The organism is Polynucleobacter sp. AM-7D1 (assembly GCF_018688455.1).
In the GTDB taxonomy this organism is placed as follows: Bacteria; Pseudomonadota; Gammaproteobacteria; order Burkholderiales; family Burkholderiaceae; genus Polynucleobacter.
On sequence record NZ_CP061319.1, the window covers coordinates 1,622,096 to 1,644,626 of the forward strand.

Consider the following 22,531-nt stretch of genomic DNA (forward strand, 5'->3'; position numbering starts at 1 on the left):
TAAAATCCAATACCTGATGGTAATGCTATGCAACTTTCCGACTTCAATTACGACCTCCCGCCCGAACTAATTGCCCAGCATCCCCTGGCTAATAGAACGGATAGTCGCCTCTTAGAACTGAATATAGAGGGGGGTAATGTCGCTCAATTGATCGATCGGAAATTCCCAGAGATTCTTAACCTTATCAAACCTGGGGATTTACTCGTTTTTAATGACACGAAGGTGATCCCTGCGCGCCTGCATGGCAAAAAGGAGACGGGGGGCAATGTAGAGCTCCTTATTGAACGCATTAGCGGCGATCAACAAGCCTGGGTACAAATGAGAGCTTCCAAAGTTCCCAAGACCGGGAGCATTGTCCATGTCCACAACAAAGCGGGCGAAACCTTCCCTGTGGAAATGCTTGGCTATGACGGCAGATTCTATGAAGTGCGCTTTCCAGAGAATGTGTTTGATTTGCTAGAGCGTTTCGGTGAATTGCCACTACCGCCTTACATAGAGCATCAACCAAATCAGGAAGATGCCAATCGCTATCAAACTGTGCTTGCCAAAAACCCTGGTGCTGTCGCTGCCCCTACGGCAGGATTACACTTTGATGAAGCTATTTTGAAGAAGCTAAATGAGCTTGGAGTTAAGCAAGCCTCCGTCACCCTACATGTAGGCGCAGGTACTTTTACACCAGTTCGCGAAGAAGACCTTAGCAAACACAAAATGCACTACGAGTGGTTCTCAGTCCCCGCAGAAACCATTGCAGCAATAGAGTCTACCCACCAAGCTGGCGGCAGAGTCATTGCCGTCGGCACAACCAGCCTACGGGCCCTAGAGAGTCAGGCTCAAAACCAACAAGCCAGCGGCGAAACCAATTTATTTATTACTCCCGGCTACACCTTCAAGGCCGTAGATTGTTTGCTGACAAACTTTCATCTACCAAAATCGACCTTACTCATGTTGGTAAGCGCCTTTGCTGGTGTAGACAATATCCGCCATGCCTATCAACATGCCATTCAAAATGAATATCGCTTTTTTAGCTATGGCGATGCGATGTTCTTAACTAGACAAACTCATGACTAAACCTGTTCACTTCAATATCTTGGCGCGTGACTCTGCAAGCCCTGCACGTCTTGGCCAACTTGATCTTCCTCATGGCAGCGTTCAAACGCCGATCTTTATGCCTGTCGGAACATATGGCACGGTGAAGGCCATGACACCTCGGGATTTAAATGAGGCCAAGGCACAAATTATTTTAGGCAATACCTTTCATCTGTGGCTGCGACCTGGTTTGGATGTGATTAAGAAGCATGGTGGCTTACATCGCTTCATGGGCTGGGATAAACCCATCCTCACTGACTCAGGCGGCTTTCAGGTCTTTAGCTTGGGTGCTTTGAGAAAAATTTCTGAAGAAGGTGTGACATTTGCCTCCCCTATTAATGGAGATAAGTTATTTATGTCTCCAGAAGTGTCGATGGAAATTCAGGCGGTACTCAATAGTGACATTGCTATGCAATTTGATGAATGCACCCCTTACGAAGTCAAAGGACAAGCGACCTCAGAAAAAACTGCGCGCGCCTCACTGGAAATGTCCCTGCGCTGGGGTGATCGCTCTTTAAAACGCTTTCGCGAGCTCGAAACAGGCAATGGCCTCTTTGGCATTGTTCAAGGAGGCATGTTCGAGAATTTACGAGAATTCTCCTTAGATGCCGTCAGCCAACAAGGCTTTGATGGTATTGCTATTGGCGGCCTCTCTGTTGGAGAGCCCAAGCCCGAGTTTGAGCGCATTTTGAATTTCACAGCTCCTAAGTTGCCAGAACATATGCCTCATTACTTGATGGGAGTTGGGACACCAGAAGATCTCATGCTTGGTGTCAGCTTGGGCATCGACATGTTTGACTGCGTAATGCCAACTCGCAATGCTCGAAATGGCTGGCTTTTTACCCGCTTTGGTGACCTGAAGCTGCGTAATTCAGGGTATAAGGACGATGACCGCCCTGTGGACCCTACCTGCGCCTGCTATACCTGTAAAAACTTCACGAGATCCTACCTAAATCATCTGCAGAAGGCGAATGAAATCCTGGGCTCCCAGCTCAACACGATTCACAATCTCTCCTACTACCTCCAGCTCATGGAAGAAGTGAGAGACTCCCTTGCCAAGGATCGATTTAGTGCCTATCGCGAGGAATTCCATCGGAATCGTCAGCGCGGCGTAGAGCCTGGACAGGATTAATAGCCCTAGAGCATCAATGGGCACCCCCTATTGATCTGAAATCAGCCCTCCAAGCCCCATACAGTTTAGAATTGCGGGTTTACGGCTTTGCTTAAAAGCCTAAAACTGAAGCATTTTCCAATTGGTAACTAATGGAGGTTTTGTATGTGGATTAGTAACGCTTTTGCCCAGGCTCCAGCCGCGGGTGCAGATTCTGGCGGCTTGATGAGCTTCCTTCCCCTGATTTTGATGTTTGTAGTTTTGTACTTCATCATGATTCGCCCACAAATGAAGCGTCAAAAAGAAACTAAAGCAATGCTTGAGTCCCTCTCTGTCGGCGATGAAGTGGTGACTGTTGGCGGCATCATGGGAAAAGTGACTGCATTGAAAGATCAAGTAGTAACTGTTGAAATTTCTGCCGGCACTGAAGTGCAAATGCAAAAAGGCGCCATTACAACAGTATTGCCAAAAGGCTCAATGAAGTCTGCTTAATAAGCTTGTTTAAAAGTATCTCGATATGAATCGCTATCCCCTCTGGAAATACATAGTCATCCTATTTGCTTTGCTGATTGGAGGGCTATATTCATTACCCAATTTCTACGGGGAGGCTCCAGCGGTTCAAGTCTCGTCCGCCAAACCAACCACTAAGGTTGATTTGGCGACACAGTCTCGAGTCGAAAAGATTCTGACTGAAGACAACATTAGCAATACCGGCATCTTCTTTGAATCCACAGGCAATGTTGGTTCAATCAAAATTCGCTTCAACAATACCGATATTCAATTGCGTGCGCGTGACTTACTGCAACAGAAATTGAATATTGATCAAAATGATCCCAATTTCACAGTTGCATTAAATCTACTTTCCAACACTCCGAGTTGGCTCAATGCACTTAATGCATTACCGATGCCTTTAGGCCTTGACTTACGTGGTGGCGTTTACTTCTTGCTACAAGTCGATATGAAGGGCGCAGTTCAAAAGAAAGTAACTTCTTTAGCCACTGATATTCGTAGTCAGTTGCGCGACAAATCGATTCGTCAACAGGGTATTGAACGCGGTCAAGGCAGTATTACCTTAACTTTTGGCAGCACTGAAGATGCTGAAAGAGCACGTTCAGTTTTGATGGCTAGTCAGCCTGATCTGACCTGGCAAATCAAGCCTACTGGGCTATCACCAAAACTCGTAGGCGAATTTAAGCCAACTGCCTTGAAAGAAATCCAAGACAGCGCAGTAAAGCAGAATATCGTGACGCTCAATAAGCGTGTCAATGAATTGGCTGTAAAAGAGCCAGTCATTCAGCAGCAGGGCGCAGAGCGCATTGTGGTTCAGCTACCAGGCGTTCAAGATACAGCGCGTGCCAAAGACATCATTGGTCGCACAGCAACACTGGAGTCCAGATTAGCCGATCCCATCGTCTCTACGATTGCGATTGGTGAGACCCCTCCCCCAGGCATGGATGTTTTCCGCTTTGGTGAAAATCGTCAAGGCGTATTCAAAAAATCTGTGATCTTTAGTGGCGATCGCATTACGGATGCAAGCGCAGGCTTTGATCAAAATCAACGTCCTGCAGTGAACATTTCTTTAGATGCTGCCGGCGGTCGCGTAATGCAAGAAGTAACTCGTGAAAACATTGGCAAGCCGATGGGCATGATCTTATTTGAAAAAGGTAAAGGTGAGGTTCTCACAATCGCCACCATTCAAAGTGAGTTTGGCTCCAAGTTTCAGATTACCGGTCAACCAACTACTGAGAGTGCGAATGATTTGGCACTCTTGCTGCGTGCGGGTTCCTTGGCAGCCCCAATGGAAATCATTGAGGAGCGGACGATTGGACCTAGTCTCGGCGCTGAAAATATTGAGAAAGGGTTTAAATCTCTCATCATTGGTTTTGCAGCAATCGCTATTTTCATGATTGCCTACTACCTCTTGTTTGGCACTTTCTCAGTTGTGGCACTAGCAGTGAACTTATTGCTCTTAATCTCTGTTTTATCCATGTTGCAAGCCACCTTAACCTTGCCAGGAATTGCTGCGATGGCATTGGCGCTAGGTATGGCGATTGACTCCAACGTGTTAATCAACGAGCGTATTCGTGAGGAGCTTCGCAATGGCGCAGCCCCGCAAACAGCTATTGCTATCGGCTTTGATAAAGCCTGGGCAACTATTTTGGATTCAAACATCACCACCTTAATTGCTGGTCTAGCATTGCTGACATTTGGCTCTGGCCCAATCAAAGGCTTCGCAGTAGTGCATTGCCTTGGTATTTTGACTTCCATGTTTTCAGCGGTCTTTTTCTCACGTGGCCTGGTTAACCTCTGGTACGGCAGAGGTAAAAAAGTTCAGAAACTCGCTATCGGCCAAGTTTGGCGTCCTCAGGAGAAATAAGACATGGAATTTTTCCGGATCAAAAAAGATATTCCCTTTATGCGCCATGCATTGGCGCTCAATGCGGTCTCTCTCATCACCTTCTTAGCCGCTGTTTTCTTCCTCTGGCATAACGGTCTCCACCTATCAATTGAATTCACTGGCGGTACGGTTATGGAGGTTACTTATCCACAAACCGCTCCTTTGGATTCAATTAGATCGAACGTGGAAAAGTTAGGCTATTCAGATACCCAGATTCAAAACTTTGGTAGCTCACGTGATGTGATGATTCGCCTACCACTCCAAAAAGATGCTGAAGGAAAAATGATTTCCTCTGCAGATCAAAGTGCAGCTGTCATGCAAGCACTGGAGCCAGCAACAACTGGAGCAAAGCTACAGCGTGTGGAGTTCGTAGGTCCCCAAGTAGGTCGTGAACTCGCGATTGATGGATTAATGGCTTTGTTGTTTGTAGTAATTGGCATCATGGTTTACCTCTCTTTCCGCTTCGAGTGGAAATTTGCTGTTGCCGGCATCATCGCGAACCTACATGACATCATCATCATTCTGGGTTTCTTTGCTTTCTTCCAATGGGAATTCTCACTCTCCGTATTGGCTGCAGTACTCGCCGTACTGGGTTACTCAGTCAATGAGTCAGTAGTGATCTTTGACCGTATTCGCGAAAACTTCCGCAAGTACCGCAAGATGAATACCCGCGAAATCATTGATAACGCCATTACCAGCACCATTAGCCGTACCGTGATTACTCACGGCAGTACTGAGATGATGGTCTTAGCAATGTTGATTTTTGGTGGCCCTACCCTCTTCTACTTTGCCTTAGCGCTGACCATCGGTATTTTGTTTGGTATTTACTCTTCTGTATTCGTTGCTGCAGCTTTAGCAATGTGGCTTGGTGTTACTCGTGAAGATTTAGTGAAGGGTGACAAGAAGCCGGATGATGCTGCTCGCAATGATGATCCTAACTTTGGGGCTCAGGTCTAAGTTTCTACCAAGAAATTAAAAACGTAGTTAATTTAGCGTGAAATTCTGATGTTCAAGGGCAGCTAATATTTTCTTAGTCGCACCTTGATGCTCAATCGAGTAGGCTGTTGCAGCGCTCGACATCATTGCCAGTTCGGCAGTATTTAAAAGCAATTCTTTTAAAGATTCCATGAGAGCCACTGGCTCACTCAAGATAAGCTCGCCCTGGATACGCTTTGCGGCACCAATCGCAATAGCATCCAAAGCCGCTTGTTGGAAGTTATAGGTATGCTCACCAAGCAGCACTGGACAACCAGCAGCACAAGCCTCAATCAGATTCTGTCCACCAAAGGGAAGTAGGCTACCGCCCATGAGCACTAAGTCAGCGGCGCTGTAATACATCGGCATCTCACCCATGGAGTCGCCGAGAATCACATCCACATTAGCATCGCCTTTAGGCGCCTCAATCCATTCCGTACGGTGTAGAAACTTCAAACCAGCATCCCGAATCTGATCCGCTACCTCGGAGAATCTTTCAGGATGACGCGGCACTAAACAAAGCAATGGAGCAACATCAAAAGTATTGCTGAGGAGCAAATCTTTCCACGCTTGCAGAATAATCGCTTCTTCACCATCTCGAGTGCTCGCAGCGCAAACCATCAGACGCTGATTTGCATGCAACTCTTGCTTCCAAGCTTTACCTTGCTGGACTAAGCTTGGATCTAGTGGTACATCAAACTTGAGGTTACCAACAATCTCCACTTTTTTGACGCCAAGGCTTCGATAGCGGTCGGCATCGAATTGGGTTTGGGCCAAAATACCTGCAAACGCTTGAAACAAAGATCTTCCCGCTTTACCAAATCGGTTTACGCGACGAGCACTGCGCTCAGATAAGCGTGCGTTCACCAAAAATAATGGCAAGCGAATTTCAGCACAATAAAACACAATAGTTGGCCAAGCTTCAGTCTCCATAAACAGCCCGAACTTCGGTTTAAATGCGCGAATGAAATTGGCGACGGACCAACAAAGGTCGTAAGGCAAATAGACCTGGCGCAACTGACCCGCGGCAATCGCTTTTGCAAATAAGGCAGTGCCAGTGCGACGGCCATTGAGTGTCATATGGGTCAGCAGGACTGTTTCACCACGCTCTAGATAAGCCTCAACTAAAGGTTGGGCAGCCCTAGTCTCACCAACTGATACTGCATGAATCCATACTGATCCCTGAATAATCGTTTTGCCATAGGCAAAACCCAGACGTTCAGTGAAGTGATTTAGATAATCAGATGAGTGACGCGTGCGCCATGCAAGCCGAAGGAATGCTAAGGGCAGCAAGAGATGCCAAAGCAGTTGATAAACAGCAAACCAGATCTTGGGGCGAACACCGTATTGCGAATCCTGCGGTACCTGCCCAAGGTTTGGAGTGAGACTCACTTTTTCAGACGTTCGGTCAACTCGACCGCCTTACCTAAATAAGAAGATGGTGTCATCTCGAGCAATAGGGCTTTTGCATCTTCAGGAATTTGCAAGCCACGAATAAAGGTTTGTAAATCAGCTTGATTAATTCCCTTGCCGCGAGTGAGTTCCTTGAGTTGTTCATACGGGTTCTCGATGCCATAACGGCGCATGACGGTTTGCACTGGCTCTGCCAATACTTCCCAGCACTCGTCTAAGTCTGCAGCAATTGCAGCATGGTTCACTTCTAATTTACCTAAACCACGCAAGGCGCTGTCATAAGCTAAAACGCTGTGCCCAAATGCCGGGCCAAGATTACGCAACACAGTAGAGTCAGTCAGGTCTCGCTGCCAACGAGAAATTGGCAACTTCTCTGCCAAGTGACGCAATAAGGCATTGGCTACACCCAAGTTACCTTCAGAATTTTCAAAGTCGATTGGGTTCACTTTATGCGGCATTGTTGATGAACCAATCTCACCAGCTTTAGTGCGTTGCTTAAAGTAACCGATCGAAATATAAGCCCAGAAATCACGGTCCATATCCAACAAGATTGTGTTGGCGCGAGCAATCGCATCAAACAGCTCAGCCATACCGTCGTGCGGCTCAATCTGGATGGTGTAGGGATTGAATGTGAGGCCCAAACGCTTTTCGACTACATTCTTGGAAAAATTTTCCCAATCAAAATTCGGGTAAGCCGATAAATGGGCGTTGTAATTACCAACTGCGCCATTCATCTTTCCTAAAAGTGGAACTGCGGCAATCGTTGTAATTGCACGCTCTAAACGTTTGGCAATATTGGCCAACTCTTTACCCAATGTACTTGGGGAGGCTGGCTGGCCATGCGTACGAGACAACAAAGGCACTTTGGCATTCTCAATTGCTAAATCCGTTAATACAGAATGAACTTTTCTGAGTTGTGGCAACAAGACTTGATCACGCGCCCCACGCAACATTAAGCCATGCGAAGTATTGTTGATGTCTTCTGAGGTGCAGGCGAAATGAATAAATTCACTAGCTTTCAATAGATCTGGGCGACCCGCTACTTTTTCTTTTAAGAAATACTCAACCGCTTTCACATCATGATTGGTCACTGCCTCAATGTCCTTAATGCGCTGCGCATCGGCATCAGAGAAGTTTTCAGGCAAAGATAACAAAAATGCCTCATCTGCTGCACTAATTTTTGGTACATCGGGTAGACCTGCGGAGGCCAAAGCCAATAGCCAGTGAATCTCCACAAATACACGCTGACGCATAAATGCGGCCTCGGACAACCAAGGCCTTAAGGCATCAAGTTTGCCGGCATAGCGACCATCTAAAGGGGAAAGTGCATTAAGGGTAGAAATCGGCTGACTCACGAATATTGCCTTTACATTGAATATGTCAATAAACCCAGATTTTAATCGTTCTTAGGGGCAACCCAATTTGGCTGAGATAGCTATACTTAGCTTTATGAAACTCATCGGATCCCTCACTAGCCCCTACGTACGCAAGGTACGCATTGTTCTCCTGGAAAAAAAGGTTGATGTAGACCTAGAGTTGGAAAATGTCTGGGCGGCAGATACCAAAATTGCCCTCAACAATCCCTTAGGAAAGATCCCCTGCTTGATTTTGGATGATGGCGAAGCCATCTATGACTCCCGGGTGATTGCGGAGTATGCCGATACCCTTAGCCCTGTTAGTAAGCTTATTCCAGCAGGTAGCCGTGAACGGGCAGCAGTTAAAACCTGGGAAGCTCTGGCTGATGGGATTAAGGATGCTGGCATTTTGGCTCGTTTAGAGCATACATTTCATACGCCTGAGCAGCAAAGTAATGCCTGGCTTGAGCGCCAAATGGGCAAAATCAATGCTGCATTAGCCCAAATGTCCCGTGCCTTAGGTGAAAACGCCTGGTGTCACGGCAACCAGATGACTTTGGCTGATATTGCGGTGGGATGTGCACTGGGTTACATGCTCTTTCGCTTCCCAGATGTCACTTGGCAAGCCCAATACCCCAATCTAGACGCTCTGTATCAAAAGTTAATGCAGAGACCTTCATTTGCAGAAACAGCGCCTCCAGCGGCCTAATTAAGCAATTACTACTGAAGTATGTGAGGGGTGCTTAGGCGGAAATAATGCCACCACCCAAGCAAATCTCACCGTCATACAGAACGGCAGACTGGCCAGGCGTTACTGCCCACTGAGCCTCCGGGAAAGCCAACTCAAAGCTCAAGAGCCCCATGGAGCCAGCGGCAAGAGAGCATGCTGAGTCCGTCTGACGATAACGGGTTTTTGCGGAGTACTGTCCCGGCGTAGGCGCAACTCCGGCAACCCAGCTGGCATCTATTGCTGAGAGCTGATTCGCTAAAAGCCATGGGTGCTCGTGCCCTTGTGCCACGTATAGAGTGTTATTCACCACATCTTTGCGAGCGACATACCAGGCATCGCCATTGCCATCTTGACTGCCACCCAAGCCAATACCTTTGCGCTGTCCTAGGGTGAAAAAAGCAAGCCCCATATGCTCTCCCACCGTTTTACCTTCAGGGGTTTTGATGAGGCCTGGTGTACGGGGCAAGTAGCGGTTTAAGAACTCACGGAAGGGGCGTTCACCAATAAAGCAAATCCCAGTGGAATCTTTTTTGCGCGCATTGTGTAAACCAATTTGCTCAGCAATCTTGCGCACTTCCGTCTTTGGGATCTCCCCAAGCGGGAAAAGAACGTTTGCTAATTGGGCTTGGGTTAAGCGATGCAAGAAGTAACTTTGATCCTTACTGGCATCAAGCGCCTTCAATAATTGCACTCGACCACCTTCATGTCGAACCCGTGCATAGTGGCCAGTAGCAATAGCATCTGCACCCAAACCGATGGCATGGTCTAAAAAGGCTTTGAACTTAATTTCCGCATTGCACAACACATCGGGGTTAGGTGTTCTGCCGGCTGCATATTCCCGTAAAAACTCCGCGAAAACGCGCTCCCGGTACTCGGCGGCAAAATTGACTGCCTCAACATCAATTCCGATCAGGTCTGCTACGGACACCACATCCAACCAATCCTGGCGGGCAGAGCAATACTCATCATTGTCATCATCTTCCCAGTTTTTCATGAAAAGGCCAATCACTTCATAGCCTTGCTGTTTGAGCATCCAGGCTGCAACAGACGAATCTACCCCTCCAGACATTCCGATAACGACTTTGGATGGCTTTGAGGCTGGTATTGCGGAAGAATTGAGCGGGATCATCAAAAAATGCGAGAATTCAATATAAGCTGAAAACCCCATTGTAGAAGCCTTAATTCAAGTTAGCTCCAGAGCTAAAGTGAAATAACTCAAAACATAAGGGTATCCATATATATGTGTATTCGCGTATATATACCTAAAATAGATTTTTTTGAATCATTAGCATTTGGAGACATGCCATGCGCATAGGAGTACCGCTGGAAATCAGGCCTGGGGAAACTCGGGTAGCCGCCACACCGGAAACCGTTAAGAAGCTGATTGGCCAAGGCCATACGGTTGTTATTCAAAAGGATGCAGGTGTTACAGCCAGCCAACCCGATTCTGCGTATGAAGCAGTGGGCGCAAGTATTGGTAGCGCGGCTGATGCTTTTGGCGCAGAGATCGTACTGAAAGTGCGCGCACCTGAAGCTGCCGAGCTTAAGCAAATTAAATCTGGCAGCGTGCTCCTGGGCATGCTCGATCCATTTGATAACGACAATATTGCCGCCATGGCTGCACAAGGTGTCACAGCATTCTCATTAGAGGCTGCTCCACGCACCACTCGCGCTCAAAGCATGGACGTTCTTTCTTCGCAAGCTAACATTGCTGGTTACAAAGCGGTGATGGTTGCCGCTAATGAGTATCAGCGCTTTATGCCAATGCTCATGACTGCAGCAGGAACCGTTAAAGCTGCACGTGTACTGATCTTGGGTGCGGGTGTTGCCGGCCTCCAAGCAATTGCAACTGCAAAGCGCCTAGGCGCAGTTATCGAAGCATCTGATGTGCGTCCAGCGGCTAAAGAGCAAATTGAATCTCTCGGCGCTAAGTTTGTTGATGTCCCTTATGAAACTGACGAAGAACGTGAAATCGCTCAAGGTGTTGGTGGTTATGCTCGCCCAATGCCAGAAGCTTGGATGAAGCGTCAGGCAGCACTCGTTGCTGAACGCGCTCAACAAGCTGACATCGTGATTACTACTGCATTGATTCCGGGTCGTAAGCCACCAGTCTTGTTGCACAGCGATACTGTTGCCAATATGAAACCCGGCTCTATCGTGATCGACCTAGCTGCTGGTCGCGGCGATAACGGTTCAGGTAATTGCCCTTTGACAGAAGCTGACAAGATCGTTGAAAAAAACGGTGTGAAGATTATTGGTTACACCAATCTCGCTAGCATGGTAGCTGCGGATGCTTCTGCCTTGTATGCACGCAACTTGCTCGACTTCATGAAGCTAATTGTTGACGCAGAAGCTAAGCTAGTTATCCCAAGCGATGACGATATCGTTACCGCCTGTCTCATGTGTCGTGATGGCCAAGCCATCCGTAAAAACTAATAGAAATTATTCAAAGGAAACATCATGGATCTCGCTGCTTTTCAAAGCATCCTCACAGTCCAAAACATCACCGTGTTTGTATTAGCCATTTTTGTTGGCTACCACGTGGTTTGGAACGTTACCCCTGCACTCCACACCCCACTCATGGCGGTTACTAACGCTATTTCTGGAATCATTATTGTTGGTGCCCTCCTGCAAACCGAAGTGATTGGTGGCGATGAAATTACTCTCACCAGCATCATTGGTGCGGTAGCAGTTTTCTTGGCCTCAATCAATATTTTTGGTGGCTTTATGGTCACCCGTCGCATGCTGGAGATGTTCAAGAAAAAAGCTCCTAAGGCTGATGCGGCCGGAACTAAATAAAACTAGAACAAGATCTTATAGAGACCAAAATAATGTCAAACATAACCGCGATTTCCTATCTCATTTCATCGGTATTATTCATCCTCGCTCTGCGTGGATTGTCTTCACCAACCACCTCCCGCCAAGGTAATACCTTCGGCATGATCGGCATGCTGCTTGCAGTGATCACCACCTTCATGATTCCTGACTTTAAGCCAGTGTTCTCATTGATTATTGGTGCGATTGTTGCCGGCGCCATCATTGGAATCATTGCCGCTAAGCGCGTGCAAATGACCAAGATGCCTGAGCTCGTAGCACTCATGCACTCCTTTGTTGGCTTGTCAGCCGTACTGATTGCGATTGCAGCGGTATACAACCCCGCTCAAACTCATTCTGGCGTACAAAAGATCGAACTCTTTATTGGTGCATTTATTGGTGCGATTACCTTCACAGCTTCCGTTATTGCTTTCGGCAAATTATCAGGAAAAGTGAGTGGTAAACCGGTGACTTTTGCTGGTCAACATTTACTCAATTTGATTCTTGCTATCGGTATGGTTTCTGGTGGCGTTATGTATTTCATGACAGGTAGCCACGAAGCATTCTTGGTGATGTGTGCCATTGCCTTGGTATTGGGCGTGACATTGATCATTCCTATCGGTGGTGCTGATATGCCAGTGGTTGTGTCCATGCTCAACAGCTACTCTGGTTGGGCAGCGGCTGGAATCGGTTTCACATTAAATAATCCTGTTTTGATCATCGCTGGTGCTTGCGTAGGCTCATCTGGTGCGATTCTGTCTTACATCATGTGTAAGGCAATGAACCGATCCATCTTGGCGGTATTGCTTGGTGGTTTTGGCGCTGAAGCCTCTGCCGGTGGCGCCGATGATGGGGGCCCAAAGAACTACAAAACTGGCTCCCCAGAAGATGCCGCCTTCCTTATGGAAAATGCTGACACTGTGGTGATTGTTCCTGGTTACGGCTTAGCAGTTGCCCGCGCTCAACATGCTCTCAAAGAATTGACAGAGAAGTTAACTCACCATGGCGTGACCGTGAAGTATGCGATTCACCCAGTGGCAGGCCGTATGCCTGGTCACATGAACGTTCTCTTAGCCGAAGCAGAAGTTCCATACGATCAAGTATTCGAAATGGAAGACATTAACAGCGACTTTGGTCAGGCTGATGTGGTCTTAGTTCTTGGTGCAAACGATGTGGTGAATCCTGCTGCTCGTACACCAGGTAGCCCAATCTTCGGCATGCCGATCTTGGAAGCATTCAAAGCTAAAACGATCATCGTAAACAAGCGCTCCATGGCTGCAGGTTATGCAGGTCTCGATAATGAACTCTTCTACATGGACAAAACCATGATGGTCTTCGGTGATGCGAAGAAGGTGGTTGAAGATATGGTGAAATCAGTTTCTTAAAGACCAGACCAAACAGCATTGCATAATAAATGACCGCCTTCGGGCGGTTTTTTATTAGCTCAGAATCCCGCTTTTCCAATACCAATAAAAAACGCCCGGTCTTTTGAACCAGGCGTTTTAGTTTCTACAGCTTGATAGCTGAGGAAATTACGGCTATTACATCATGCCGCCCATTCCACCCATACCACCCATGCCGCTCATATCAGGCATGCCACCACCAGCAGAATCATCCTTTGGAGCTTCGCAGATTGCGCAATCAGTAGTCAACAATAAAGCCGCAACAGAAGCTGCATTAACCAATGCAGTTTTTGTTACCTTAGTTGGATCGATCACGCCTTGAGCTACGAGGTCGCCATATTCACCAGTTGCTGCGTTGTAACCGTTATTGCCCTTGCTAGCCAATACTGCATTAACAACTACGCTGGCTTCATCACCTGCGTTAGAAACGATGATGCGGATTGGCTCTTCCATTGCACGCAATACGATGTTGATACCAGCGTCTTGGTCAGCGTTATCGCCTTTCAAACCTTTGATACCTTGCATCGCACGTAACAATGCTACGCCACCGCCAGGAACAATACCCTCTTCAACCGCTGCACGAGTTGCGTGCAATGCATCATCAACGCGGTCTTTCTTTTCTTTCATTTCAACTTCAGTAGCAGCGCCAACACGAATCACTGCAACACCACCTGCCAATTTGGCAACGCGCTCTTGCAATTTCTCTTTGTCGTAGTCACTAGTTGCTTCATCGATCTGAACACGAATGTTCTTCACGCGCGCTTCGATTGCTTTAGCATCGCCAGCACCGTCAATGATGATGGTGTTTTCTTTGCCAACTTCGATACGCTTAGCCTGACCTAAATGCTCGAGAGTTGTTTTCTCAAGTGTGAGGCCGATTTCTTCAGCGATGACTGTACCGCCAGTTAAGATTGCGATGTCTTCCAACATGGCTTTACGACGATCGCCAAAGCCAGGAGCCTTAACAGCACAAGTCTTGATGATGCCGCGGATGTTATTCACAACTAAAGTTGCCAATGCTTCGCCTTCAACATCTTCTGCAATGATCAACAATGGACGACCAGACTTCGCTACTTGCTCGAGTACTGGGAGCAAATCACGGATGTTGCTAACTTTCTTGTCAAACAAGAGAACGTATGGAGTTTCCAATACGGCAACTTGCTTTTCAGGTTGGTTGATGAAGTATGGGGAGAGGTAGCCGCGGTCAAACTGCATACCTTCAACTACTTCAAGCTCATCTTCCAAAGACTTACCATCTTCAACAGTGATAACACCTTCTTTACCTACTTTTTCCATTGCTTCAGCAATTCGCTGACCAATGCTGTGATCGCTGTTAGCTGAGATTGAACCAACTTGAGCGATTTCTTTAGTAGTTGTACAAGGCTTACTGATCTTCTTGAGCTCTTCGATTGCAGCTGTAACTGCTTTATCAATACCGCGCTTCAAGTCCATTGGGTTGTGACCTGAAACTACGTATTTCATGCCTTCGCGTACGATAGACTGAGCCAATACAGTAGCGGTAGTTGTACCGTCACCAGCGATGTCATTGGTTTTGGAAGCAACTTCCTTCACCATCTGCGCACCCATGTTCTGGAGCTTGTCTTTGAGTTCGATTTCTTTTGCTACGGATACGCCATCTTTAGTGATGGTTGGGCCGCCAAATGAACGCTCGATAACTACGTTGCGACCTTTTGGTCCCAAAGTAGTTTTTACTGCGTTCGCCAGAATGTTTACGCCTTCTACCATCTTGGTACGGGCGTTATCTCCAAATACGACGTCTTTTGCTGCCATGATTGAGTTCCTTTCTTAGGTACCGATTACTTCTGTACAACAGCCATGATGTCTTCTTCGCGCATTACGAGAAGCTCGTCGCTGCCGACCTTAACTGTTTGACCTGCATATTTGCCAAATAACACGCGATCGCCAACTTTGACGTCTGGTGCATTCAGCTTGCCGCTGTCATCACGTTTGCCTGGGCCAACTGCTAATACTTCACCTTGGTCCGGCTTTTCAGCAGCAGCATCCGGAATGATGATTCCAGAGGCGGTTTTTGATTCTTGATCTAAACGTTTAATGATTACGCGATCATGTAAAGGACGCAGATTCATTCCTTCTCCTATGTTAGTAAGTGTTAACTAATTAAAAAACCAATATAAATCAATGTGTTGCTATCTCTTAACACGAAGGCAACAAGCTTTTCAGCTGAATAAGCCTGTTTTAGCACTCGCGTGTAGGGAGTGCTGATTATATAGGTCTGATTCTGAGGATTTCAAGTGCAAATTCACCTTAAATTTCAAATGTAGGAGATCACTGATTTTTAAAACTCGCTCACTGATTTTTAAATCTCATAAAAGACTAAAGCCTTAAGCGTGACCCAATAAGATGAGCGATCAGTCTTGAAGCTAGTGCGGACGTTCGGAGTTCAATAGATTGGATTTCCAAATGTCCCAAATCGGCCAGAACTAGTCACTGCAATTCTAGTAACTGAACTCATTTAATTACAATTTCAGAATTAAAGAAGATAGAGATTTAAATTGCGTCTTAAACCGTATCAATCTTAGTAAATGCTATAAAGAGGCGAGAAGCCGCCCCCCAAGGTTCTTAAATTTGTAGTTTGTCCTTGGTATATGCGTGTTACTGAAATGAGTGAGTTACCTTCAAAGACATAATCCCTAATATCGACTTTAAGATCAGCCTCATTGCCATCAATCTTGATGGTTCGTTTGCTTGGTGGAATTACTTTTTGTGCAATATAGCTTTTATCCTTAATTTGACCCCATACGCCTTTAGTTAATTTATCTCCGCGATATACAGCGCGACTCCCATAGCCTTGACTGGGCTTGAAAAAGTACTCTTTACGATTGGTCCAAAGAGATTCTTCGTTTTTAGGGGAAACTTTTACAGTCTCCGGAATGTGACTCAGGAGTATTTCTTGTATAGACAAGTCAACCCCTAGGGAGTCAAGATATTCCCGATTGCTTAAGATGCAAAGGTTATCTTTATTGGCAAATACTGCATGATTAAAGGGGTTTGGGGTGATAGCCACATAATCTTGAAGATAAGCGTCTCTAAGCACTTCGTATGACGAATCTTGAAAATAAAAGTCAGTCGTTCGGTTGTAGATTAAGTCAATATGAATTTTACCGAAGTAAACCTTTTTGTCTTTAATGGTGAGGCCGTCTGGAGAGGTGATGATTGTCGTGATTCCATGCTTTTGAAACAGGGCTTGGAAGAGTTGAAATTCAGGATATAAGAATTGTTCAGTTGGATTCTCATCAACGATTGCAATTGTCTTTAATTGGGCAGAAGGATCCTTATTGAAGGACCTCCACTCCTGGGTAAACATATCCAGAAAAGTCTCATAAATTTCATTGGGCATATTTCTTGCTTCCAAGCGTCTCTCTACTGGCTCACAGCAATTTTTCGATGCCCCAATTTCAAGGGCAGAAATCATAGCGCCGCCTGCATTGGTATTGATTTCAATTAATTGCGGGCCATTTACCCCTAGGTGAAAATCAAATCCATAAAAAACACCACTTGTACTTTGTTGATGCCTAGCAATCAATGGAGCTTGCTCAAGAACTAATTTTTGAAATAAAGGCATTTCGCAAACTTTATAGACCGCCTTTACTAATGCTTTCATCTGATCTAAGGCGGCTTGGTCAATAAATACTCCGCTACTTGAGAGCATCGAGCCTATCGTTGTAGCGGTTGAATCAGCAAGGTCCAGATCACTAATAAGGCGATGAACCTCAATATCTAGTTTCTGTTTGTCAACGCTGATGCAGTTGCACTGGGCATTGAGTTTGGTGGCTTTATCTGACATGGATTTCGTATCTACTATCTCTTCGGTGGGGATGGTGGGGTTTCTTGTAGCACTTTACGATAAACGCACCTTCCCAAACCCAATGGATTATTCACATCTTCTTGAATTTGCTTGGGTTTATAGCCTCAATAGCTCAATAAGTTAATGCCTAGACTCAAAATGTGAAGGGTAAGGCCGACAAAACGCTAAATTCAGTGTAATATTAAGCAATGCGGAAAGTATGCGTTTTCTTATGTTTAAGTTTTTTTATTAGCCTGATTCATGCGGCTAGCATGCCCGTATTCGTTTCCGATCAACACCATGCGCACCAGTCCCAAGCTGCGACTCATGCTGATAATGCTGACTCTCATATGCAGCATAAGCAATGTAACGATTGCACTTCATCGATAGAAAAGTCGGCAAAGAAAGTGGCTACAAAGTGCCATACCGCTTCTCAGTGCTGCGTTGGTATTGCTGATTTAACAGTTTCATCCTCCGTAGTTGCTCCTTTGCAGTATGCGGACAATCTACTGCCTTACGCTCCTACTTTGGCACTCGGCCAATCGCTAGGTAGCATTTACAAACCCCCTCGGATTTAAATTTCCTCAGTAGTAAGTAGATTTTGGCGACAAGTCTTGTCGCTACGTTTGTCTATTGGAGAAATTATGAGCATATTTAAATGCATGTGGGGCAATGGAATGTTTCTATTGGCGCTCACATTACTAGGTAGTCCAGTTGCATCGGCGCAAGATGCGGCGGTAAATGGTTCTTCGGCAAAGTTTATTGCCGAGTCGCTGCAGTACACGTCAGTATTTAAAAATTATCAGCCTTATTCGGAAGAGGAGATCATTCCTTGGAAGCAGGCTAACGCTACCGTCCAAAAGATCGGTGGATGGAAAGTGTATGCCAAAGAAGCTGCTCAGGCTGATACGGCGCCAACAAGCGAAGGGCATTCAAGAAATCATCACGAGGGGGTTAAATGATGATGACCATTCCTTTCGCTAAGCGATACAAACTCGTATCAATCTTATTCGTGAGTGCTCTTACTGGATGCGCTAGCGTCAATATTGATGAGGCCTTACAAAAAACGAATCTGGATTCGAGTAAATTTACTAATGGCCAGGTTGTTTTAGCAAAATCGTCAGATGAGCGTGATGTTCTTCAGGGTAGAGCTCAGGAACTGCTGGCTAAGAATTTAAATCAAAGCGATGCTGTTCAGCTTGCCTTGATTAATAGTCCAGCCGTTCAAGCACTTATTGCCCAGAATTGGTCTGAAGCAGCGTCTGCTGCCCAAGCAGGCAGAATGTCTAATCCTTATTTTGCTTTTGAGCGAATGGTTACTAGTCCAGAGATCGAATTTAATCGCTGGTTTGTATTTGGATTATTAGATCTGATTACTTTGCCTCAACGCAAAGGAATAGCTGATAAGCGAATTGAACAAGCTCAATTGCGTTTAACTACCGAAATCATTGATCAAGTTACTTTGGTTCGCCAGGCTTGGGTTCGTGCAGTTGCAGCAGAGCAATCCCTAAAATATGCCGATCAAGTTTTTCGAGGTGCAGAAGCAAGTGCTGAGCTAGCAAGGCGCATGGAAGCAGTAGGTAATCTTAATAAGATTACTCGTGCAAGGCAGCAGGCTTTTTATGCAGACTCGGCTACGCAGTTTGCTAATGCAAAACAGACTTCAGTAAGTCGTAGGGAGGAGCTTGTTCGTGCCCTTGGCTTAAGTGAAGCTCAGGCAAAAGAACTCAAATTGCCCAATCGTTTACCTGATCTGCCTAAGCAACCACCAAACACCGAATTTATTGCGCAGCAAGCTGGCGTGGAGCGGCTAGACATTCGCTTGGCTACAGTGACTTTAGAGGCAGCAGCAAAGGCCCAGGGGCTTAACAACATCACCAGTTTTACCGATATTGAATTGGGCTTTAATCGCGGCACTAAATTTGATTCAGCATCTGGTGAGAGCACTCCAAAGCAGGGTTATGAAATCTCGATTCGACTACCAATTTTCGATTGGGGAAATATGAGTAGGGATGCTATGAATGCCCAAACTTTAGCCGCATTTAATCGGCTAGAGGGCGTTACTCGAAACGCTAGTTCCAATTTGAGGGAGACTTACTCGGCCTATCGAACTGCATACGACATATCCCAACACTATCGAAAAGAAGTAATACCTGTACGCAAAGCCATCGCTGAAGAAAGTCAGCTTCGCTATAACGGCATGATTATTGGTGTCTTTGAGTTGATTGCCGACTCAAGAGATCAGGTCTCTGCAGTAATTGCAGCAATTAATGCTCAGCAACAATTTTGGTTAACAGATGCTGCTTTGCAGTCCTCCTTAATTGGCAGACCAACAATACTCCAGGTGCCTAGCGTTACTGGGGCGGGGATGTTAGCAAACCCTGCCGGACATTGATAAGGAAAAATAATGAGTTCAAGAAGAGATTTTTTTAAATATGCCGGTATTGCTGGCGGTGCTGTCGCGGTTGCAGCAGTTGGCCGCTATGCCTTATCTGGTGCCCCAGAATTAGTGACGCAGGTAAACGCTAATACGATGCCACCATTAACACCTAGTACAGGTCGCCCATACAATCCAGTTGTTACCTTAAATGGCTGGACATTGCCCTGGAGAATGAATGAAGGCGTTAAAGAGTTTCATTTAGTCGCTGAGCCAGTAGTGCGAGAAATGACTCCTGGATTTAAGGCGCACCTATGGGGTTACAACGGTCAAAGCCCTGGGCCAACAATCGAAGTGGTGGAAGGTGATCGAGTTCGGATATTTGTTACTAACCGGTTACCAGAGCAGACTTCAGTGCATTGGCATGGCCAAAGATTACCAAATGGTATGGATGGTGTAACAGGTTTAACTCAAAAAGGTATTCCGCCGGGAAAAACCTTTATGTACGAGTTTGTTGCTCGCCGCCCGGGGACTTTCATGTACCACCCCCATGCCGATGAAATGACGCAGATGGCAATGGGAATGATGGGTATGTGGATTACGCATCCTAAAGATCAAAATCCACTTATTGATGATGTTAATAGGGACTTTTGTTTTTTATTGAGCTCATATGACATTGATCCTGGTAGTTACACACCAAAAGTAGCCACGATGGTTGACTTCAATATATGGAGCTGGAATAGCCGCGTTTTTCCTGGCATAGATTCTTTGAATGTCGCCCTAAATGACAAGGTCCGAATCAGAGTAGGAAACTTAACAATGACCAATCATCCAATTCATCTTCATGGGCATGAGTTTTCGGTCACAGGCACTGATGGAGGCCCTGTTCCAAAAACTGCTCGTTGGCCTGAGGTAACCACTGACGTGGCTGTTGGGCAGATGCGGCAAATTGAATTTCTTGCAGATGAAGAGGGTGACTGGGCGATCCATTGCCATAAGAGCCACCACACCATGAATGCAATGGGGCATAACCTCCCCACCATGATTGGCGTTGATCATCGGGGGGTTGGCAAGAAGATCAACAGTCTGATACCTGACTATATGGTGATGGGTGAAAGGGGTATGGGTGATATGTCTGAAATGGAAATGCCTATTCCCGATAACACGGCTCGCATGATGACGGGTATGGGTCCTTTTGGGTCGGTAGAGATGGGCGGTATGTTTAGCGTATTAAAAGTACGTAAGGATCAAAAGCCTGGCGATTATGCAGATCCGGGTTGGTATAAGCATCCGGCTGGTACGGTGGCAGAGGCTTACAAAGGCGCATTACCTGCAGCTCCAACGCAACTAAATGCTGCAAAACCTATGCAATCAACAAGACCAAGCTCTACAAAAGAAATCGAAGTGCAAGTAAGAAAGCCCAATGGGCATTCTGGACATTAATAATTAAGGAAAACAAAATGAAAAATATTCAATTTACATTGGCAGCAATTGCGATGGCAGCATCTAGTTTGGTGTTTGCGCAAGGTGCAACACAACCTGGCGGTATGGGGATGATGAATCAAGGGGCCATGAACCAAGATCCAATGGCAGCGATGTGTCAAAAAATGCATCCTGAAATGAGTCCTGATCAATGTAAGGCGATGCACGAGAATATGGCAAAAATGACTCCTGAACAAAGGGTGGCAATGTGCCAACAAATGCATCCTGAGATGAGTGCTAGTCAATGTAAGGCGATGCATGACAAGATGCAGGGATCAGGCGCAGGCATGGGGGCTATGGGTGGCATGGGCGCAATGTCTCATGACCATGGCGCTAGTGGTGGTCATGATCATGCCAGCGAAAATTCTAGTGTTGGACAGCCGGGTATTGCAGCCAAAGTAAATCGAACAATTAGAGTTCGCATGACAGACAACATGAGATTTAATCCTAGCAGTATTCAAGTCAAGCAAGGCGAAACTATCCACTTTGTAGTCAAGAATCTGGGTAAAACAAAACATGAAATGGTGCTTGGTACAGATCAAGAGCTACAAGAGCACTACAAGCAGATGATGAAGTTTCCAGAAATGGAGCATGCCGAGCCAAACATGGTTACCTTAGGCGCTGGTCAAACAGGTGAAATTATTTGGCAATTTACGAAATCTGGAAAAGTGCAATTTGCATGCCTACAACCAGGCCATTACGATGCAGGAATGAAAGGATCAATTTCGGTAGCTGGACCTAAATCTGCTTCACCAGAACAGAAAGGGGACGGCCATGGCTCCCATCAACATTAATTTAACAAGAAGGGCTATAGCAATGGGATTGGTGCTAGTGCCGTTTGCATCCCGTGCTGTCAGTGAAAAACCATTGATCACAGTATGGAAGAGTCCAACTTGTGGCTGTTGCAAGGATTGGATTTCGTATGTTGAGAAAAATGGCTTTGCTACTAAAGTGATCAGCGATGGCAATGACCAGATTAGAAAGAAGATGGGTATGCCCATTCAGTTTGGGTCTTGCCATACCGCAGTCATTGATGGTTATGCAATCGAAGGTCATGTCCCAGCGAGAGAAATTAAGCGTTTATTAGCTGAGAAGCCCAATGCTGTAGGGATTGCTGTACCAGCGATGCCCATAGGCTCTCCAGGAATGGATGGTCCTGAGTATGGATCTAGAAAAGATCCTTATGACGTTTTATTGATCTCCAAAAATGGTCAATCCCAAATTTATCAATCTTATCGATAGGAATTCAATTATGAACAATCTAAAAAAATATTTGAGTGTTATTTTTCTACTATCAGGAGTAATCTTGACTCATGTAGCAAGCGCCCAATCTACTGGTGCATATACGGCTGGTCAGGTACGCAAAGTTGATTTGGAGCAAGGCAAAGTCACCATTCGTCACGAGGAAATCAAGAATTTAGATATGCCCCCAATGACCATGATTTTTAACGTGAAAAACAAAACTCTTTTAAATGGTCTTAAGTCTGGGGACCAAGTGGAATTCGTAGCATCAAGCGAAGGTGGAAAGCTGTATGTCATCGAATTAAAAAAAGGAGACTGA

Annotated in this window: 22 protein-coding genes; 16 read left to right on the forward strand and 6 right to left on the reverse strand. The window is 46.0% G+C overall.

Going from position 1 to position 22,531, the window contains the following annotated elements:
- Nucleotides 1-27 precede the first annotated feature (27 nt).
- The 5 genes from queA (at nt 28) to secF (ending at nt 5,552) form a co-directional block, all read left to right on the forward strand.
- A complete protein-coding gene (gene queA, locus GQ359_RS08470; RefSeq protein WP_215386672.1) occupies nt 28-1,068 on the forward strand; it encodes a tRNA preQ1(34) S-adenosylmethionine ribosyltransferase-isomerase QueA in 1,041 nt (346 codons plus the stop codon).
- The gene (tgt, locus tag GQ359_RS08475; protein ID WP_215386674.1) at nt 1,061-2,218 is read left to right on the forward strand and encodes a tRNA guanosine(34) transglycosylase Tgt; all 1,158 of its coding nucleotides are present in this window, start codon (nt 1,061-1,063) and stop codon (nt 2,216-2,218) included. The genes queA and tgt overlap by 8 nt, the downstream gene beginning before the upstream one ends.
- A gap of 144 nt (nt 2,219-2,362) precedes the next feature.
- The gene (yajC, locus tag GQ359_RS08480; protein ID WP_215386676.1) at nt 2,363-2,689 is read left to right on the forward strand and encodes a preprotein translocase subunit YajC; all 327 of its coding nucleotides are present in this window, start codon (nt 2,363-2,365) and stop codon (nt 2,687-2,689) included.
- Nucleotides 2,690-2,714: 25 nt separating this feature from the next.
- The gene (gene secD, locus GQ359_RS08485; protein ID WP_215386678.1) at nt 2,715-4,574 is read left to right on the forward strand and encodes a protein translocase subunit SecD; all 1,860 of its coding nucleotides are present in this window, start codon (nt 2,715-2,717) and stop codon (nt 4,572-4,574) included.
- Between the two features lie 3 nt (nt 4,575-4,577).
- A complete protein-coding gene (secF, locus tag GQ359_RS08490; RefSeq protein ID WP_215386680.1) occupies nt 4,578-5,552 on the forward strand; it encodes a protein translocase subunit SecF in 975 nt (324 codons plus the stop codon).
- A 27-nt stretch (nt 5,553-5,579) separates the two neighbouring features.
- On the opposite strand, the gene GQ359_RS08495 is transcribed toward secF, so the two are convergent.
- Nucleotides 5,580-6,962, reverse strand: a complete 1,383-nt coding sequence (locus tag GQ359_RS08495; RefSeq protein WP_251367862.1) for a 3-deoxy-D-manno-octulosonic acid transferase — start codon at nt 6,960-6,962, stop codon at nt 5,580-5,582.
- A complete protein-coding gene (gene purB, locus GQ359_RS08500; protein WP_215386682.1) occupies nt 6,959-8,338 on the reverse strand; it encodes an adenylosuccinate lyase in 1,380 nt (459 codons plus the stop codon). The genes GQ359_RS08495 and purB overlap by 4 nt, the downstream gene beginning before the upstream one ends.
- Before the next feature lie 94 nt (nt 8,339-8,432).
- Between purB and GQ359_RS08505 the strand changes: the two genes are divergently transcribed.
- Nucleotides 8,433-9,047, forward strand: a complete 615-nt coding sequence (locus GQ359_RS08505; RefSeq protein ID WP_215386684.1) for a glutathione S-transferase N-terminal domain-containing protein — start codon at nt 8,433-8,435, stop codon at nt 9,045-9,047.
- Between the two features lie 34 nt (nt 9,048-9,081).
- Here GQ359_RS08505 and mnmA read toward each other — a convergent pair whose 3' ends face one another.
- Nucleotides 9,082-10,197, reverse strand: a complete 1,116-nt coding sequence (gene mnmA, locus GQ359_RS08510; RefSeq protein WP_215387950.1) for a tRNA 2-thiouridine(34) synthase MnmA — start codon at nt 10,195-10,197, stop codon at nt 9,082-9,084.
- A gap of 176 nt (nt 10,198-10,373) precedes the next feature.
- Here mnmA and GQ359_RS08515 point away from each other — a divergent pair, with 176 nt between their 5' ends.
- The 3 genes from GQ359_RS08515 to GQ359_RS08525 are packed head-to-tail and all read left to right on the forward strand — an operon-like array spanning nt 10,374 to nt 13,267.
- Nucleotides 10,374-11,504 carry a Re/Si-specific NAD(P)(+) transhydrogenase subunit alpha gene (locus GQ359_RS08515; protein WP_215301976.1) on the forward strand — a complete coding sequence of 377 codons (1,131 nt, stop codon included), beginning with the start codon at nt 10,374-10,376 and terminating at the stop codon, nt 11,502-11,504.
- A gap of 24 nt (nt 11,505-11,528) precedes the next feature.
- Nucleotides 11,529-11,867: a proton-translocating transhydrogenase family protein gene (locus GQ359_RS08520; protein WP_011903634.1), complete on the forward strand. Its 339-nt coding sequence runs from the start codon at nt 11,529-11,531 to the stop codon at nt 11,865-11,867.
- A 32-nt stretch (nt 11,868-11,899) separates the two neighbouring features.
- Entirely contained in the window at nt 11,900-13,267 is a 1,368-nt protein-coding gene (locus GQ359_RS08525; RefSeq protein ID WP_215386686.1) for an NAD(P)(+) transhydrogenase (Re/Si-specific) subunit beta, read from the forward strand.
- 156 nt (nt 13,268-13,423) lie between these two features.
- On the opposite strand, the gene groL is transcribed toward GQ359_RS08525, so the two are convergent.
- The 3 genes from groL to GQ359_RS08540 all read right to left on the reverse strand — a co-directional run bounded on the left by groL (nt 13,424) and on the right by GQ359_RS08540 (nt 17,111).
- Nucleotides 13,424-15,076, reverse strand: a complete 1,653-nt coding sequence (gene groL / locus GQ359_RS08530; protein WP_215301980.1) for a chaperonin GroEL — start codon at nt 15,074-15,076, stop codon at nt 13,424-13,426.
- 26 nt (nt 15,077-15,102) lie between these two features.
- Nucleotides 15,103-15,393: a co-chaperone GroES gene (locus GQ359_RS08535; RefSeq protein WP_015421939.1), complete on the reverse strand. Its 291-nt coding sequence runs from the start codon at nt 15,391-15,393 to the stop codon at nt 15,103-15,105.
- Nucleotides 15,394-15,842: 449 nt separating this feature from the next.
- Nucleotides 15,843-17,111: a hypothetical protein gene (locus GQ359_RS08540; RefSeq protein WP_215386688.1), complete on the reverse strand. Its 1,269-nt coding sequence runs from the start codon at nt 17,109-17,111 to the stop codon at nt 15,843-15,845.
- A gap of 272 nt (nt 17,112-17,383) precedes the next feature.
- Here GQ359_RS08540 and GQ359_RS08545 point away from each other — a divergent pair, with 272 nt between their 5' ends.
- The 7 genes from GQ359_RS08545 (at nt 17,384) to GQ359_RS08575 (ending at nt 22,531) form a co-directional block, all read left to right on the forward strand.
- Nucleotides 17,384-17,689 carry a hypothetical protein gene (locus GQ359_RS08545; RefSeq protein ID WP_215346984.1) on the forward strand — a complete coding sequence of 102 codons (306 nt, stop codon included), beginning with the start codon at nt 17,384-17,386 and terminating at the stop codon, nt 17,687-17,689.
- A gap of 66 nt (nt 17,690-17,755) precedes the next feature.
- Nucleotides 17,756-18,073: a hypothetical protein gene (locus tag GQ359_RS08550; RefSeq protein ID WP_215386689.1), complete on the forward strand. Its 318-nt coding sequence runs from the start codon at nt 17,756-17,758 to the stop codon at nt 18,071-18,073.
- Nucleotides 18,073-19,506 (forward strand): TolC family protein, encoded by a 1,434-nt coding sequence (locus GQ359_RS08555; RefSeq protein ID WP_215387951.1) that lies wholly within the window; start codon nt 18,073-18,075, stop codon nt 19,504-19,506. Before GQ359_RS08550 ends, GQ359_RS08555 begins: the two co-directional genes overlap by 1 nt.
- A gap of 12 nt (nt 19,507-19,518) precedes the next feature.
- Complete coding sequence (locus GQ359_RS08560) at nt 19,519-20,931, forward strand: multicopper oxidase family protein (protein WP_215386691.1); 1,413 nt, start codon at nt 19,519-19,521, stop codon at nt 20,929-20,931.
- A gap of 326 nt (nt 20,932-21,257) precedes the next feature.
- Nucleotides 21,258-21,764, forward strand: a complete 507-nt coding sequence (locus GQ359_RS08565; RefSeq protein WP_215387952.1) for a plastocyanin/azurin family copper-binding protein — start codon at nt 21,258-21,260, stop codon at nt 21,762-21,764.
- Nucleotides 21,745-22,212 (forward strand): DUF411 domain-containing protein, encoded by a 468-nt coding sequence (locus tag GQ359_RS08570; protein ID WP_215386693.1) that lies wholly within the window; start codon nt 21,745-21,747, stop codon nt 22,210-22,212. The genes GQ359_RS08565 and GQ359_RS08570 overlap by 20 nt, the downstream gene beginning before the upstream one ends.
- 64 nt (nt 22,213-22,276) lie before the next feature.
- On the forward strand, nt 22,277-22,531 hold the full coding sequence (locus GQ359_RS08575; RefSeq protein WP_251367863.1) for a copper-binding protein: 255 nt from the start codon (nt 22,277-22,279) through the stop codon (nt 22,529-22,531).